We start from the raw sequence: 15,450 nt of genomic DNA on the forward strand, positions 1-15,450 counted from the left end.
GCGCAGGGGCGGCCGGTCCCGGCTCAGACGGCGTCCCGCCAGGAACGGGCGGGACGCCACCCGAGCAACTCGACCGCCTTCGCGGAACACTGGAGGGATTCGAAGGCACCCAGCGCCCTGGTGACGGGCACCTTCTCGCAGAACGCGTCGAGCAGTTCCGCGGTCGGCCTGTCCGACAAGGTGTCGGGCGCCGCGATCATCAGGGCCGTCGCCCCTACGAGTTCAGCCGTCAGGGCCAGCCGGCAACTCACCGCCACGTCCGCGAGGTCCACATAACTCCACAGGTTCCATCGGCCGCGTTCCGGCTCGGCCCAGTACTGCGGCAGAGCCGCGTACTCCTCCTCATCCATGACGACCGAGAAGCGAAGGGCCACCGGGGTCATTCCATGGCGGTGGGCGAAATGGTGGGCGAGCCCCTCACCCATCGCCTTGGACAGGGCGTAGGAGGTCTCGGGACGCACGGGATGCGTTTCGTCCAGGGGCAGTTGGACGGGGTCGGCGATCCGGAAGGGCGGACCGAGGACCGTCTCGCTGGAGGCCCAGACGACACGGTCGATGCCATGCACCGCCGCCGCCTGGAACACGTTGTAGGTGGAGGTCGCGTTCGCCGTGTACGTCGCGCCCTCGGCCAGTTCCGGGTGGAGCGTGTGCGAGTCGGGCACGCCCGTCGCGGCGAGGTGCACCACCGCGTCCGCCCCGTCCAGGGCATCCACGGCCTGCCAGAGCTCCCGCAGATCCGCCCGGCGATAGCCCGGGCCCTGCCCGCGCATCGGCGCGACATCGACCCGGACCGTGTCGTGCCCGTGTCCGGCGAGCTCCGCCACCACCGCACGACCGATCCGGCCCAGCCCGCCGGTTACCGCTATCCGCATCTCAACTCCCTTACTGGCCAAGTGATCTGACGGATCGCCACGTGGGCCTGGCGCAGGGACTATAGTCGTTGTGCTGGCCGCTTCGTAAGGTGACCACTTCGGTGCGTATCCCGGGAGTACACATGGCGCGGATCGTGGTGGTGCACGGGATCGCCCAGCAGTTCAAGGGGGCCCAGACGCTGCTCGCCTCGGTCGCACCCGCGCTGCGCGACGGGGTGACGGCGGCGTCCGCCGACGGGACCGGGCCGGACCTGGGCGACGACGACATCGCCTGCGCCTTCTACGGTGACGCGTTCGTGCGGCCCGGCACGCGGGCGACGACACTGCCCGCCTACGACGAGGCGGACGTCGAGTCCGACTACGAGTCGGAGCTGCTCCTCGAGTGGTGGCTCGAGGCGGCACGGGTCTGCCCGGAGGTGCTCGGCCCCGACGCGAGGACCCGTGGCGTGGCCGGATACGCGGCCAGCCTCCCGTTGAAGCGCCCCCTGGTGCGCCGGGCGCTCAACGCGCTGACGCATGCGCCCTATTTCGCCCGCGTCGCCGAACCCCTGCTGATCTTCGGCCTCAAGCAGGTGCGCCGGTACTTCACCGAGCCCGGGCTGCGAGAGCGCGTACAGGAGGCGGTGGCCCGCGCCATCGGGCCGGACACCCGCGTGCTGGTGGGGCACTCGCTGGGCACCGTCGCCGCCTACGAAGTCCTGTGCAACGAGGCGTTGCGGGCCTCCCACCCGGAGTGGAAGATCCCCGCCCTCGTCACCCTCGGCTCGCCGTTGGGGCTGCGCGGCCTCGTCTTCGACCGGTTGCTGCCCACTCCCCTGTCGGGCAGCGGTTCCTGGCCGCTCGGAGTGCGCGCCTGGACGAACGTCGCCGACGCGGGCGACATCGTGGCCCTCGTGAAGGACCTCGCCCCCCGCTTCGGCTCCGGGGTCGACGACCGCGAGATCGACAACGGCGTCGAGATGCACTCCATGGACCGCTATCTGACGGCCCCCGTCACCGGCAAGGCCATCGCCGACGGCCTGGCCCTCTGACCCGGACCGCAAAGGGCCGCACGCACCGGACCACCCTCGCTTGCGTGCGTCACGCACGCTAGCCTGAGGGTGTGGACACCAGCACAGGACACGCGATCTCCGACGCCCTCGGCATCCTGCTCAAGCGCAGCACCCGTACGCAGCTGTACCGGACCCTGACCGCCGGCATGGGCGACGGCGTGGACGAACTGACCTACCCGATCCTCAGCGGGCTCGCCAGAAGCGGCCCGCGCAGCGCCGCCGACCTCGCCCCCGAGGTGGGCCTCGACCGCTCCGGTGTCACCCGTCGCGCCTCCCAGCTCGAAACGGCCGGGCTCCTGCGCCGCGAACCCGATCCGCACGACCGCCGGGCGACGCTGCTCGCCCTCACCGATGAGGGCGAGCGCACGGTGAGAGCGCTGCGTCAGCGGCTTTCCGACCACATCGAAGGCAGCCTCGCCTCCTGGCCGCCGGGCGAAGCCGCCGCCTTCGCCCGCCTCCTCCACCGCTTCGTCACCGAAGGGCCGTTCACCTGACGGAGCGTCATCTTCCGTGCGTCCTGGGCCTACCCGACGCGGGCGGCCGGAGCCGATTCGTACAGTGAGCGAGGAGTCGATAGGGTTCCGGGTCACGACCGCACCCCGTTCGATCCGCGGGCCGGTCAGGGTTCCGCCGTGGTTCGCGACACTCGACGACCGCTGCGCCGGCCCCCTGCCTGCCCGCGCCCTGGGACAACGGGGGCGTTCTTCACGGCGGGGCAGTCGGCCCCGGCCGACGGGCCAGGAGGAACGAGTGGCACAGATCATCGCCGAGGTCTCACGGACGTTCAACGAGTTTCTGCTCTTGCCGAACCGGACCCGCACCGACTGCTCGTCCGCGACGGTCGACCTGCGCACGCCTCTGGTGCGGCACGTCCAGGGCGAGCGGTCGGCGATCGAGCTCGGCTCCCCGTTCACGTCCGCGATCATGCAGGCGGTGAGCACTCCGGAACTCGCGATCGCGCTCGCGCGCAACGGCGGCTTGAGTTTCCTCCACCACAACCAGTCCGTCGAGGACCAGGCCGCGGCCGTGCGCCAGGTGAAGAACTTCAAGGCGGGGTTCGTCACCAGCGACACCAACGTCCGCCCGGACGACAGCCTGAGCCACCTGGTCGCCGTGATGCGGCGTACCGGTCACAGCACCGCCGCGGTCACCGACGACGGCAGCTCCGGCGGCCGCCTGCTCGGCCTGGTGACCTCCCGTGACTTCCACCCCCAACGCCACGACCTCGACGGCCCGGTGAGCGGTCGCATGACCGCCATCGCCGAACTGCCTTACGCCCCGGCCGACATCACGCTCTCCGAGGCCAACGCGCGCCTGTGGGACCAGCGGTTGGACTGCCTGCCGGTCCTGGACGGCGAGGGCCGTCTCCAGCATCTGGTGTTCCGCTCCGACTACGCGGACAACAAGCGTTTCCCGCACCAGGCCGTGGACGCCGCCAAGCGTCTGCGCGTGGGTGCGGGCGTCAACACCCACGACTACCAGGAGCGCGTCCCCGCCCTGGTGGAGGCGGGCGCGGACGCCCTGTGCTTCGACTCCTCCGACGGTTACAGCGACTGGCAGGCGCAGGCGCTGACCTGGGTGAAGAAGAACCACCCGGAGATCCCGATCGGTGGCGGCAACGTGGTCGACGGCCATGCGTTCACCTTCCTCGCCGAGGCCGGCGCCGACTTCGTCAAGGTCGGCGTGGGCGGCGGTTCCATCTGCATCACCCGCGACCAGAAGGGCATCGGGCGCGGCCAGGCCAGCGCCGTCCTGGATGTCGCGGCGGCCCGGGACGCCTTCCGCGAGCGCACCGGTCAGTACGTACCGATCTGTTCGGACGGCGGCCTGGTGCACGACTACCACGTCGCTCTGGCGCTGGCGATGGGCGCGGACTTCGTCATGATGGGCCGCTACTTCGCCCGCTTCGACCAGGCGGCCGGCGCCAAACTCCCCACCCGGGACGGCTTCGTGAAGGAGTACTGGGGCGAGGGATCGAACCGGGCCCGCAACTGGCAGCGGTACGGACAGGGCGGCCAGGGGCTGATCTTCGAGGAAGGCGTCGACGGATACGTTCCCTACGCCGGCGACCTCAACGAGGGGCTCGCCCTGACCATCGCCAAGCTCAAGACCACCATGGTCTCCTGCGGCTCCACCACGCTCGGCGAGTTCCAGTCCACGGCCCGGCTCACCCTGGTCTCCGACCAGAGCTTCCAGGAGAGCCACGCCAACGTGACCCTGCGGGAAGCCCCGGCGACCCTCGCCTAGCCGACACCGCCGGACGCCGACCCACCTCCGCGTCCGGCAGGGGGCCGAAACCGCCCTGGAATCCGTCGACTTGGCGAATGTAGGCTCGCGGTCCCAGCACCACGCACCTCGAAGGGCTCCATCGATCCGTGACAGCCACGGGGTGCCATGTACGTCGCCGAGGGCGCGGGCCTGGCCGCCCACCAGGTCGACGTCGATCTGCGCCTGTTCGTCTACGACTGCTACGACGACGACGGCGTGCGCCATGTCGGCCACGTCCTCAACCCCGTGGTGGAGCCGGCGGCCCCGGACGGGCGCCGCCTGCTCGACGCGGAGGAGGGCTGTCTGTCCGTGCCCGGCCCGCGCGTCGGCGTACACCGCGAGGAGAAGGCCGTGGTGCGCGGTCTGGACAAGGAAGGGAACGAGGTGGTGATCGAAGGCTCGGGGTACTTCGCGCGCTGCCTCCTCCACGAGACCGACCACCTCAACGGGCTACTGTACACCGATCGTCTGACGAAGCGTCAACGCCGGTCCGCGCTACGGGAGATGGACGATCTCATCGAGGGCGTCTTCGCCCGACGCGTCGAGCGGGCGCGGTCGATCGGCGCCGCCCACAGGGCCGGGCCGGAACAGCCGCCCCATCCCGTACCGCCCCTCGCCGTCAGGACGGGGGACGGTGCGCCGTGACGGTGTAGTAGTCGAGGCTGCCTTCGTCGAAGGCCCGCAGGAAGTTGCGGGGCCAGGTGCCGGGCTCCCACAGGGGGGCGAGCCAGCGGTCCCAGCCCGGCCACACCGACGCGCCGATCGACGTGGCGCGTACGCCGGTCAGGCCGGCTCCCTCCAGACGGGCGACCAGCGCCGGCACGGAGTGGGCCACGTCGAGACCGGTGGCGAAGGTGTCGAGCAGCCCGGCCAGCCGATCGACCCGGGCGGGGTCGGCGTCCGGGACGAAGAAGCTGGTGACGACGGCGCGGCCACCGGGGCGCAGCACACGGGCGGCCTCGCTCGCGAACGCGCCGAGGTCCTGGAAGTGCTGGGCGGCTTCGATGCTGTAGAGGCAGTCGAACTCGGCGTCGCCGAACGGCATCGACTCGGCGGCCCCCCGCGCGAACCGCAGCCGCTCGGGGCTGCGGGCCAGCAGACCGCGGTGGCGCCGCTCGGCCCGTGCGAGCTGCTCGGGGTGGATGTCCATGCCGGTGATGTGCGCGAAGCCGTACTCCTCGACCGCCACCGCGGCGCCGGCGCCCAGGCCGCAGCCGACTTCCAGGGCCCGCTGTCCCTCGGTGGGGGCCAGGGTGGCGAGCACGTGGTGATACATCGCCTGCTGGCTCCTGACGCGGTCGCCCTCGCCGAGCGGCCGGTCGAGGTCGATGCCCTGCCAGTGGCCGAAGTTGATGAAGCCCCCGCCGAACAGCGGGAGGGAACCGAGATCGGTCGGACCGTACGTCTCCCGCACCGCGGGCGGCATCGAGGAGTCCGTGGGCGGCCTCGCTGCGGAACCTTGCGTCATGGCGCACCTCCGTGGTGGGGAGCCGGCCCGCGCGAGACGGCCGCCCGGGGGTGGCCGCGCTCATCAACGCGCCGACCGCACCAGGTTACGGGTCGGCGACGAGCCCTAGCCGGCATCTTCCGGCACTCGTCAGCAACTCGTCAGCAACTCGCCCGCCACTTGTCCGCCACTCGTTCGGCCGAGCACCGGCCGCAGCCGCCGAGACCCTTGTGCGCCCGGCGCGAAGGCCGCGGGGCGGAGCGCGCGAAGTGCCGCGCATCCCTTGGCGGCGCAGGGCGGAGACGGGGCGCGCAGGGCGCGAACGAAGCCTGGGCCCGGGCCTCGAAGGCGTGCCGCGAGATGCCCGGGGAGGGTTCGGCAGGAATGGCGGGGGTGACCCGTGTCGGCTGGTATGAGACCAGATGTGTGCATCAGACAGCACACAGGGACTGCCGCAGTGGTCCATCCCGGAGCCTCGGCAAAGGAATCGTTTCATGGCATCTGATCTCAGCCCCATACCGGACGAATCACATCCGGACCATCCGAGCGACAAGTCGCACCTCGACGTGCTCCGCATCGCGGCCATGTCCCGGCCCCTGGACGAGGTCGCCTCCCTGGCGCACCTCCTCAACCAGACCGGCGAACAACCGCGACCGGGCGACGAGGCGTTGCACATGGCCGCCGTGTCCCGTCCCCTGGACGAAGTCCGCGAGCTGATCTCACTCCTCAAGAAGCCTCCGCACACGGACGAGGAAGCGGACATGGCCCTGCGCGCGGCCGCCACGGAGCGCCCCGTCGAGGAGGTGGCGGCGCTCATCGCCAGCCTCCGCCCCGAGGCGGACGTGTCACGAGCCGAACCCCGGCCGCCGCAGGCGGTGTCCCTGGCCCGCTTCGGACCGGCGGCCGCCGCGCCGCCGTCCCCCGACGCGGCCCCGGCGCCCCCGCCCCCGAACGCGGCGCAGCTCCCTCCCCGCCCGGGCACGGCCCCGGCGGCAGCACCGGCGCCGCCGCCTCCGTCGTCCGCGCCCGGCAATCGCGGGCAGGTCCCCGTGCCGGGCGAGGCGACGGCACCGGCGGCGTCGAGGACGCCGGCTCTGCGGTCGGTACTTCGCTGGCCGGCCGCGGCCGCGCTGCTGCTGGTCGGCGTGATCCACCTGCCGACCGACATCATGGCGGTGCGTTCCGGCAGCACGACGACGCAGGCCTCGGTGGTCATCGCGGCCATCTGCCTGACCCTGGCGTTCCTGCTGGCGCTGTACGACACGGTCTGGGCGTGGGCGCTCGGCGCGGCTGCCGCCGTCGCCACCGCGGCGGCCCATTCCGTGGGTGCGGGGCTCAACTCCGTACACCTGCTGAGGGACAGCCTGGGCAGCACGTTCACGGGCGCGACCACGCTCGCGGTGCTGTGCGCGGTGGTGGCCGCCGTACTGGCGGCGACGGTACTGCTGCGCAAGCCCGGGCAGCGGGCGGCGGACAAGGCCTGACCGTCCCGGCACCGCCGAGGGAAGGGGCCCGGATCCAGACCAGGATCCGGGCCCCTTCCCTGCGTGGCCACTCCTGGCCGGGGCACGACTTGTGACCCTCCCGTGACCGGAATTATGGCCTCCACCACACTCGGCCGAGCCGCGCCCTGATGGGGTGGGACCCATGCGAAGTCCTGGTTCCCTCCTGCCCGTTCTGGCCGCGACCGCCCTGCTCCTCACGGCGTGCGGGAGCGAACGCGCGAACTCCGCCGACGCGGGCACCGGCCCCACCGGACGGCCGTCCACCACGCGCGTGGACGACCCGGGCAAGGACGGCGTACGGATCACCTCACTCACCCTCCCGACCGCCTCCCCCTCCCCCACACGTCGTACGTCCGTCTCCGCCGACACCCTCCCCCTCGACGGGGACTCCGGGATCTCCGCGACCTTCGACGTCACCAACAGCGGCACCAAGACCCTCACCTACTCGATCGACTTCACCTTCATGAGCAGTGACGGCGGCGCCATGTCCGGCCAGAGCGCGACCGTGCGTGACGTCGGGCCGGGGAAGACGGTGCGAGGGACGGTGCGGGCCGGGAAGCTGCCGCCCTCCGCCCCGCGCATCACACGGGTCAAGGTGCTCGACGTGACCAAGGTCCCCGCGGGCGAGGCACCGGCCCAGCCGGGCACCTGCCCGGCCTCCGGCATTCGGGTCAGCGCGGACAAGGGCGACGCGGCGATGGGGCTGCGCATCGTGGGCCTGCACCTCGACAACTGCGGCACACGCGACTACACCGTCGACGGTTACCCCCAACTGGAGCTCCTGGACGACGACTTCGGGCCCGTCGACGGCATCAGGATCCTCCACGGCAGCGGCGGGATCACCACCGGCGCCGGACCCGACGAGCAGCCACGGCGCGTGCTCCTCAAGCCCGGCGAGGCGGCGCGGGCGAGCCTGGTGTGGCGCAACACCACGGAGGCCGGTACGGCGGTCGACGTGCCCTATGTACGCGTTCGAGCCAAGACCGGTGCCGACCCGGTGACGGTGACCCCGCACCTCGACCTCGGGACGACTGGCAAGCTCGGCGTCAGTCCCTGGGTGAAGGCGAACGGCTGAGCGTCATTCACCGCTGCTGGCCATGTGGACGAGATCCTGCACCGGGCCGGTGGGCCCCTGTGGGCCGGTTACAGCTGCGGCGAGCCCGTTCCGCCGAACCGCCCTTGAGGGGTCCCGGCGTGCGGAGGGCCGGTGGGCGGGCCAGGGTGGGAGGCATGATCGAGCCGCCCATCGTCGTGCACCGGCCCCTGGGGCGCGGAGGCCGACATGTCACCGCCCTCGGCCAGGACATCGGCGTGGCGTACTCCGACAGGGACGTCATCGAATTCCTCCGCCAGTCGGGAATCGACGAGAGCGACGCCGAAGCCATGGTCGACGGGGACTCCCCCGAGATCGCCTGGCACGGCGCCCCCGCCCACCACTACGGAGCGGCCTGACACCCGGACGAGGTTGCCGTGTCGCGGCCCCACGACGGGCCCGCCCACCGCGCTCACGCCAACGGCGGCCCCCCGATGGACGCCCAGGGGGACCAGTTGCCGCTCGGAGCCAGCTGGTAGCGGCCGCTCAGAGGGCCGTAGGGGGTGCCGGCGACGATCTCCGTACGCCCGTCGGCGTTGGTGCCGAAGCCGATGCCGGACGCGCCCGGTCCGAAGCCCTCCCACGCCGACCAGCCGGAGCCGTTCTCCCAGCGGTGGGCCGTGCCGGTACCGCGGGCGGCGAAGACCTCCATCCTGCCGTCGGCGTTGCGGCCCAGGTGGACCCGTGCGTTGGGCGGCCCGCCGAACGCGTCCCACCCCGACCAGGTGCCCGAGGGCCCGGACTGGACCCTGCGGGACACTCCGGTCGAGCCGCCGGCCACCAGGTCGAGCGAGCCGTCGGGGCGCCTGTTGACCGACAGGTGCTGGACGCCCGGCACGGCGCCGAACTCCTCGAACGCCGGGGGCCAGCCGCCGCTCGGCGCGCTCTGGAGGCGCCGGTGCACCGTGTCGTTCGCGGCGGCGATCACCTCGATCCGGCCGCGGGCGTCCCGCCCGGTGGCGATCACCGCGTCCGCGGGGCCTCCGAAGGGCTCCCAGCCCGCCCACGCTCCGCCGGGCGCGGTCTGCCAGCGGTGGTAGATGCCCTGAGATCCACTGGCGAAGAGTTCCCAGCGGCCGTCGGCGTTCTGCGTCACGGTCAGGTCGTGGGCCGCGGTGCCGAAGTTCTCCCAGTCCTGCCACACGTTGGGCGCCGACTGCGCCCGGCGGTCGAGGCGGCCCTCGCCGGCTGCGAACAGTTCGAGCCGGCCGTCGAGGTCACGCGCCGCGGACAGCACCGCCGACTTCGGCCCCCCGAACGGATACCAGTCGGACCAGGGCCCGTTGTTCACGGTCTGATAGCGCCCCCAGATCTGGTCGGGTCCTCCGACGAACGCCTCCTGCCGCCCGTCGGCGCCGGACACGATCACCACCCGGTCACCGGGGTCCGAGGCCGCTTCCACCGCGTACTGCCGACTGCCCGCGGCGAAGTCGAGCCCGGCCAGCCACACCCCGCGTCGGCCCCACCCCGCCTGGCTGATCCACCACCGTCCCTCGGCGCGGACGACCTCCGCGGCGTGGCTGAAGACGTGTCCGCAGAGCTGGTCGGCGGAGAAGTGGAACGGGTCGGGGGCGCAGAACACGTCCGTGTCGTCGTATCCGCCGCGCGGTCCGAGGAACAGATGCCAGGTTCCCTCCGCGAACACCACGAACGGCGACTCGGTGTTGCCCGCGCCGCGTCCGCTAGACGGGTCGGTGAAGGCGACCGACCGGGCGCTCCAGTGCACCAGGTCGGTGCTGGTGCGGTACGCCACGACGTGGTTGCCGCCGCCGGGCTCCGAGGTGGCGGTGTAGTACATGACCCACTGGGTTCCGACGCGCGCCACCATGGGGTCGCGCGCCTCGTAGCCATCACGGAAGAGCGGGCCGCCCGGATGCCGGACCCAGGTGTACAGATCGGTCGAAGTGGCCATGCTGATGGCCGAGTTGGCGGCATCGGGTCCACCGCCCGCGTAGAACATGTAGTACGTGGACCCGTCCTTGATCACATGCGGTGCCCACAGATGGGTCTCCCCGTACGCGGGGTCCGCGGTGAGGGCCGGGGCCCGTTTCGTCCACGGTCCCTGCGGGCTCGGTGCGGTGGCGTGCGCGAAGGTGGTCTCGTCCTGATCGTTCGAGGGCTCGGGGTGGGTGATGCCGAACAGGTGCCAGAGGCCCCCGTCGTCCTGTACGAACGTGTGGTCGTTGAGGTACCAGGGGCCGGCCTCGCCGACGCTCGGGTCATAGACCTGGACGAAGGGCGTGGCCCCCACGTGCCCACCCCCCGACGGGCCGGGGCTCGCCTGCCCCACCTCACTCGCGGCGAACGTCCGCGTCGAGACGATAGGCAGGGCCGCGCCCCACAGGAACAGGAGCGTGAAGACGACCCACAACGCTCGGGAACTACGCACGACGCATCCGTTTCCGCTCGGGAGAACCAGGCAGGGAACCTCCCGCGACCGCCGGGGCCGGCGCCCCCTACTGGCGCCGCCGACCCCGTGGTCGCGAAGTCCCTTGCCGGGAGGGCTAGTTGATCGCGGGTCCGGCGTCGTTGAGATGGACCCACTCGGACCACGTGGCGAATCCGGTCTGCCACCGGTGATAGACGCCGGCGTGACTGGTACCGAACAGTTCGATGCGGCCGTCGGCGTTGTTGCTCGCGCCGATCTCGGTACCCCCGCCGCCGAAGTTCTCCCACGCCGAGTACGGCGCGTTCGGACTGGTCTGCCAGGCGTGCCCGGCGGCGTCGGCGTTGATGGCGAACACCTCGACCCGCCCGTCGACCGAGCGTGAGGTCGTCAGTTCGGCGTTGACGATCCCGTCGGTACCCGTCCACTCGGACCAGGCGCTGGGACTGGTCTGCCAACGGTGGAACACGCCGCGGGAGTTGGATGCGAACACTTCGAGGCGGCCGTCCTGGTTGTAGCTGACGGCGACGTCGTGGCCGCCGTCGCCGAACTTGTCCCAGGCCGACCAGTCGCCGTTGACCTCGGTCTGCCACAGGTGCCCGAAGGTGCTGTCCGAGAGCGCGAACACTTCGAGTCGCCCATCAGGAGCGTTCTCCATCGCAAGACGCGCGTTGGTGGGGGCGCCGGCAACGCCCTTCCACTGGTCCCAGCCACCACTCGGCGCGGTCTGCCAACGGTGGAACACACCAGTGGAGTTGGACGCGAACACCTCGATACGACCATCCGCGTTGTTACCCGCGGCCAGCCGATACCCCCCGGTCCCGAAATTAGCCCAACCCGACCAACCCGCACTCGGACCCGTCTGCCACATGTGATCCAACGTGCTGTCCGAGAGCGCGAACAACTCCAGCCGGCCATCGGCATTCACCGCCACAGCCAACTGCGCGTTACGCGGCCCACCCTCGAACCGCCACGCCGACCACCCACCATTCACCTCGGTCTGCCACGCGTGATACACCCCATCAGCACCCGCCGCGAAACTCTCCAACCGACCATCCGCCGAACGCCCCGACACCACCCGACCCGAAGCGTAAGGATGCTTGGTCTTGTTGCTCATCCCGGACCACAGCGCGTTGGCGATGATCGTCGCGTCGTCCGCCTGGAGCGCGTACAACCCGCGCAGGTCCTCCCTCGGCTGCTGGATGTGCCAGCACACCTCGCCGACCTCCTCGTTGTTCCAGGAACCGTTCGGGTACTGCTGTTCCATGTGGTCGAGGAAGGTGTTGGTGGCGTGGGCCGGGTTGAGGCGCTCCTCCCGGGAGCCCCACCACTCCTGCTGCTGGAAGAGCCCGAGGCTGGTGTAGTCGACGGCCTGGGCGTAGTTGTTCATGCTGCTTTCGACGATGATCGTGGCGATGGCTATGGCGGCGGCCCTCTGGTTGAGTCCCCGGTCCTTCACCGCCTGCACCACCATGCGCGCGCAGGACATCTTGTACGCGTCCAGATAGCCGGCCATCTTCGCGTGCAGCTGTGGGTCGAGCTGGTCGGCCATGATGCCGTCGGTGGCCGACGGTCCGGCCGGGTCACAGGGCACGGTGGGAATGGCGAAGCCTTGCGGACCGCTGAAATACCGCGAGACGCCGGACCGGTCGTTTCCGGGGGGCGGCACGGGTGAGGGTGTGGCACTGGCGATGGACGCGGTCAGCCCGATGATCGACACCCAGACACCGACCGCCAGGGCCAGTCTGCTGAGCATGCGACGTAAATTTCTTCTGGCCATGGTGAGACTCTCTGCTCTGAAGGGAAGTGTGCGGAATTCATCCGATGCCGGGGCCCGCGGAGTCGTTCACCCAGCCCCACTGCGACCAACTGGCGAACCCCGTCTGCCACTTGTGGAAGACACCGGTGCTGTTGGTCGCGAAGACCTCGATGCGCCCGTCGGCGTTGTGGCCCGCGCTGATCCCCGTACCGCCGTCGCCGAAGTGGTCCCACGCCGAGTAGGGGGCGTTCGGGTCGGTCTGCCACATGTGCGCGGCGATGCTGCCGTTGATCGCGAACACCTCGACGCGGCCGTCGAGCGTGCGGTCCGAGGCCAGTTGGGCGTTGGCGGGCCCGTCCGTCCCGGTCCAGGGGGACCAGGTGGTGGCGCCGGTCTGCCAGCGGTGGAAGACGCCGGCGGGGCCGGACGCGAACACTTCCAGTCGGCCGTCGGTGTTGTGATTGACCGTCAGATCGTGGCCGCCGTCGCCGAACTTGTCCCAGGCCGACCAGTCTCCGTTGACCTCGGTCTGCCACAGGTGCCCGAAGGTGCTGTCCGAGAGCGCGAACACTTCGAGTCGCCCATCAGGAGCGTTCTCCATCGCAAGACGCGCGTTGGTGGGGGCGCCGGCAACGCCCTTCCACTGGTCCCAGCCACCACTCGGGGCGGTCTGCCAACGGTGATACACACCAGTGGAGTTGGACGCGAACACCTCGATACGACCATCCGCGTTGTTACCCGCGGCCAGCCGATACCCCCCGGTCCCGAAATTCGCCCAACCCGACCAACCCGCACTCGGACCCGTCTGCCACATGTGATCCAACGTGCTGTCCGAGAGCGCGAACAACTCCAGCCGGCCATCGGCATTCACCGCCACAGCCAACTGCGCGTTCCGCGGCCCACCCTCGAACCGCCAGGTCGACCACCCACCATTCACCTCGGTCTGCCACGCGTGATACACCCCATCAGCACCCGCCGCGAAACTCTCCAACCGACCATCCGCCGAACGCCCCGACACCACCCGACCCGAGGCATAAGGGTGCGGGCGCGCCGCGGATTCCTCGATGATGTTGACGTAGCGGAGCGCCTGGTAGTCGCCGTTGGGATGGCCGTCGAGCGAGGCGTTGTTGATGTTGGCGCGGAAGTGCCCGGGCGGCGCGACCCCGCTGCTGCCCCCACCGAAGCTGTAGTACGAGAAGCCGCCCTGGTCGTCCAGCCACTCGTGGAAGATCAGGACGTGGTCCCTGAAGGAGTTGAGGACGTCCCCGGGACGCAGCTCGTCCCGTCCGATCGGACGCGCATAGCCGGGCAGCCCCTGGGTGTTCGGCGCCGCGTCGAGGTGCCAGGCCATGGAGACGTACCCGGAACAGTCGGTGCGGTAGTCGTAGTCGCCGCCGGGGCCCGGAGCCTTGCCGTGCTGGTCGTACGACGGCGCCTGGTCCACCCAGTACTGGGCGCGCCAGATCACCTCGCTCCGGGTGATGGGGCCGCCGCGGTCGGAGGAGTCGGCCGTTTTCGCGCCGGCGGGCGTGGTCACACCCAGGGTGACCACGCCCACCAGCAACAGCAGGAGCAACCTGCCGAGCATTGATCTGAAGGACGTCATGTGAGCCTCCCCGCTCGTCGGTGACCGACGGTAGAGAGGCTCGATGAAATGGCGATGGAATGGGGCGGCGACCGGCCAGGTGCCCGGGCAGGCCGACCGGCCGAGACGACGGGCCGGCCCGCTCGCGACGTCAGCCGGGCCAACTGCCCATCAGCCGGTCCGTTCTCGGAGTCGACCCGGCCAACCGGCCGTCATCCAGGCATTCCTCGGCGCCGGCCGGGCCAACTGCCCGTCACCCGGGCCGATCTCGGAGTCAGCCCGGCCAGGTGCCCGTCACTCGGCGGGTCGCCGTGGCGCCGGCGCGGTCGACTGCGGCCCTGACGCCGGCCAGGATCGCGCCTTCGAGGGCCGCGGCGAGGAGCACCGTCTGCCAGGTGCGGTTCTCGTCGGTGGCGTCGGGCGAATCCCCGTCGTCGTCGATCAGGCTCCAGGCCCGCTTGAAGAGTTGCTGGGCGAGGACGCCGCTGAGGATGCCGAGTGTGAAACCGACCGGCTTGTAGGCGATCTTGACCGCGTTCATCGGCGCCCCCGGTCACGGCGGCGCAGCAGGAGCCAGGCGCCGGTCGCGCCCGCCACGGCGAACAGCATGGTCGAGTGTTCCCGGGCGGAACGGGCGCCACGGGCAACCGTGTGGCGCACCGGTTCGGGCGCCTTGTCCCGCCAGAGCCGTCCGGCCGCGGCGGACACCTGTCCACCGGCGACCGCGACCCGCTCCCTGACGGGTGCGGGCACCTTCTCCTGCACTACCTGCGCCGCGGCTTTGACCTCGTCGGACAGGACGGCGACCCGGGTGCCGACCTGTTCCTTGAGCTCGGCCGCCCGGTCGTGGGCGCGCGCCTTGACGTCGGCCTTCGCGGCCAACGCCTCGACGGTCCGGCCGAGTTCCTGGCGGGCTTCCTCGACCTCGTGGCCGATCTGCTCGCGGGTGGGGGCGTTGGGGCCCTCTTGCGGGGACTGGGTCATCGCCGTGCACTCTCCTTGATCTCCGCCACATCGGTCTTGACGCTCTCGACGGTCTGCTGGGGCGTGGGCGGGCCACCCCGGCTGACCTCCTTCTTGCCGCTGAGGGCGAGGAGCGCGGTGATCAGGCCCAGCAGGGCGGTCACGATCAGCGCGGCGCTCCATGCCGGGAGGGCGACGGCGAGGGCGCAGATGGCCGTGATGACCAGAGCCTGCAAGGTGAGGAAGCCGGTCACTCCGGCTCCGCCGAACAGGCCGCCGCCCTTGCCGTACCGCTTGCCCTTCTCCTTCAACTCGGCCTGGGCCAGCCGCATTTCGGCCCGTACCAGCTCGGTGAGCTGATGTGAGGCGCGTTGGACGAGTTCGTTGACCGGCTCGGGCGGGGTGTCCGTGCCGCGCCGGGGCGGTGGGGTGGTCATGGTGTGTCGCCTCCTGGTTCCTCGGCCCTGCGTCGCGCGAGTACCCGAATGCGGCCGTGCCATCCCGGAACGCGTACAACAAG

General features: G+C 71.0%; 15 protein-coding genes. 7 read left to right on the forward strand and 8 right to left on the reverse strand.

The features are described from left to right. Positions 1-23: 23 nt before the first annotated feature. Complete coding sequence (locus tag DWB77_RS04985; protein WP_120720075.1) at positions 24-872, reverse strand: NAD-dependent epimerase/dehydratase family protein; 849 nt, start codon at positions 870-872, stop codon at positions 24-26. 101 nt (positions 873-973) lie between these two features. Between DWB77_RS04985 and DWB77_RS04990 the strand changes: the two genes are divergently transcribed. From DWB77_RS04990 to DWB77_RS05005, 4 genes are all read left to right on the forward strand, one after another. Continuing rightward, positions 974-1,903 carry an antibiotic ABC transporter ATP-binding protein gene (locus DWB77_RS04990; protein WP_342777914.1) on the forward strand — a complete coding sequence of 310 codons (930 nt, stop codon included), beginning with the start codon at positions 974-976 and terminating at the stop codon, positions 1,901-1,903. A gap of 71 nt (positions 1,904-1,974) precedes the next feature. Next, a complete protein-coding gene (locus tag DWB77_RS04995; protein WP_120720077.1) occupies positions 1,975-2,418 on the forward strand; it encodes a MarR family winged helix-turn-helix transcriptional regulator in 444 nt (147 codons plus the stop codon). Positions 2,419-2,674: 256 nt separating this feature from the next. Then, a complete protein-coding gene (locus tag DWB77_RS05000; RefSeq protein WP_120720078.1) occupies positions 2,675-4,171 on the forward strand; it encodes an IMP dehydrogenase in 1,497 nt (498 codons plus the stop codon). A gap of 147 nt (positions 4,172-4,318) precedes the next feature. Then, the gene (locus DWB77_RS05005; protein WP_120720079.1) at positions 4,319-4,837 is read left to right on the forward strand and encodes a peptide deformylase; all 519 of its coding nucleotides are present in this window, start codon (positions 4,319-4,321) and stop codon (positions 4,835-4,837) included. On the opposite strand, the gene DWB77_RS05010 is transcribed toward DWB77_RS05005, so the two are convergent. Continuing rightward, positions 4,812-5,660, reverse strand: coding sequence for a class I SAM-dependent methyltransferase (locus DWB77_RS05010; protein WP_246033413.1), 849 nt, complete (start codon positions 5,658-5,660; stop codon positions 4,812-4,814). The two genes, DWB77_RS05005 and DWB77_RS05010, sit on opposite strands and share 26 nt — an antisense overlap. A gap of 473 nt (positions 5,661-6,133) precedes the next feature. On the opposite strand from DWB77_RS05010, the gene DWB77_RS05015 reads away from it, so the two are divergent. The 3 genes from DWB77_RS05015 to DWB77_RS05025 all read left to right on the forward strand — a co-directional run bounded on the left by DWB77_RS05015 (position 6,134) and on the right by DWB77_RS05025 (position 8,596). Continuing rightward, on the forward strand, positions 6,134-7,123 hold the full coding sequence (locus DWB77_RS05015; RefSeq protein ID WP_120720081.1) for a hypothetical protein: 990 nt from the start codon (positions 6,134-6,136) through the stop codon (positions 7,121-7,123). 163 nt (positions 7,124-7,286) lie between these two features. Beyond that, on the forward strand, positions 7,287-8,219 hold the full coding sequence (locus tag DWB77_RS05020; protein WP_120720082.1) for a DUF4232 domain-containing protein: 933 nt from the start codon (positions 7,287-7,289) through the stop codon (positions 8,217-8,219). 155 nt (positions 8,220-8,374) lie between these two features. Continuing rightward, positions 8,375-8,596 carry a hypothetical protein gene (locus DWB77_RS05025; RefSeq protein WP_120720083.1) on the forward strand — a complete coding sequence of 74 codons (222 nt, stop codon included), beginning with the start codon at positions 8,375-8,377 and terminating at the stop codon, positions 8,594-8,596. A gap of 53 nt (positions 8,597-8,649) precedes the next feature. On the opposite strand, the gene DWB77_RS38390 is transcribed toward DWB77_RS05025, so the two are convergent. The 6 genes from DWB77_RS38390 to DWB77_RS05055 all read right to left on the reverse strand — a co-directional run bounded on the left by DWB77_RS38390 (position 8,650) and on the right by DWB77_RS05055 (position 15,367). Further along, positions 8,650-10,626 carry a glycosyl hydrolase family 32 gene (locus DWB77_RS38390; RefSeq protein ID WP_216826832.1) on the reverse strand — a complete coding sequence of 659 codons (1,977 nt, stop codon included), beginning with the start codon at positions 10,624-10,626 and terminating at the stop codon, positions 8,650-8,652. 115 nt (positions 10,627-10,741) lie between these two features. Beyond that, positions 10,742-12,403, reverse strand: coding sequence for a peptidase M23 (locus tag DWB77_RS05035; RefSeq protein ID WP_120720084.1), 1,662 nt, complete (start codon positions 12,401-12,403; stop codon positions 10,742-10,744). Positions 12,404-12,440: 37 nt separating this feature from the next. Beyond that, complete coding sequence (locus tag DWB77_RS05040) at positions 12,441-13,988, reverse strand: hypothetical protein (RefSeq protein WP_246033414.1); 1,548 nt, start codon at positions 13,986-13,988, stop codon at positions 12,441-12,443. 253 nt (positions 13,989-14,241) lie between these two features. Then, positions 14,242-14,508, reverse strand: a complete 267-nt coding sequence (locus DWB77_RS05045; protein WP_120720085.1) for a DUF4235 domain-containing protein — start codon at positions 14,506-14,508, stop codon at positions 14,242-14,244. Continuing rightward, complete coding sequence (locus DWB77_RS05050) at positions 14,505-14,951, reverse strand: DUF3618 domain-containing protein (protein WP_120720086.1); 447 nt, start codon at positions 14,949-14,951, stop codon at positions 14,505-14,507. Before DWB77_RS05050 ends, DWB77_RS05045 begins: the two co-directional genes overlap by 4 nt. Then, positions 14,948-15,367 carry a phage holin family protein gene (locus tag DWB77_RS05055; protein ID WP_120720087.1) on the reverse strand — a complete coding sequence of 140 codons (420 nt, stop codon included), beginning with the start codon at positions 15,365-15,367 and terminating at the stop codon, positions 14,948-14,950. Before DWB77_RS05055 ends, DWB77_RS05050 begins: the two co-directional genes overlap by 4 nt. Between the last annotated feature and the right edge of the window lie 83 nt (positions 15,368-15,450).

The organism is Streptomyces hundungensis (assembly GCF_003627815.1).
GTDB lineage: Bacteria > Actinomycetota > Actinomycetes > Streptomycetales > Streptomycetaceae > Streptomyces > Streptomyces hundungensis_A.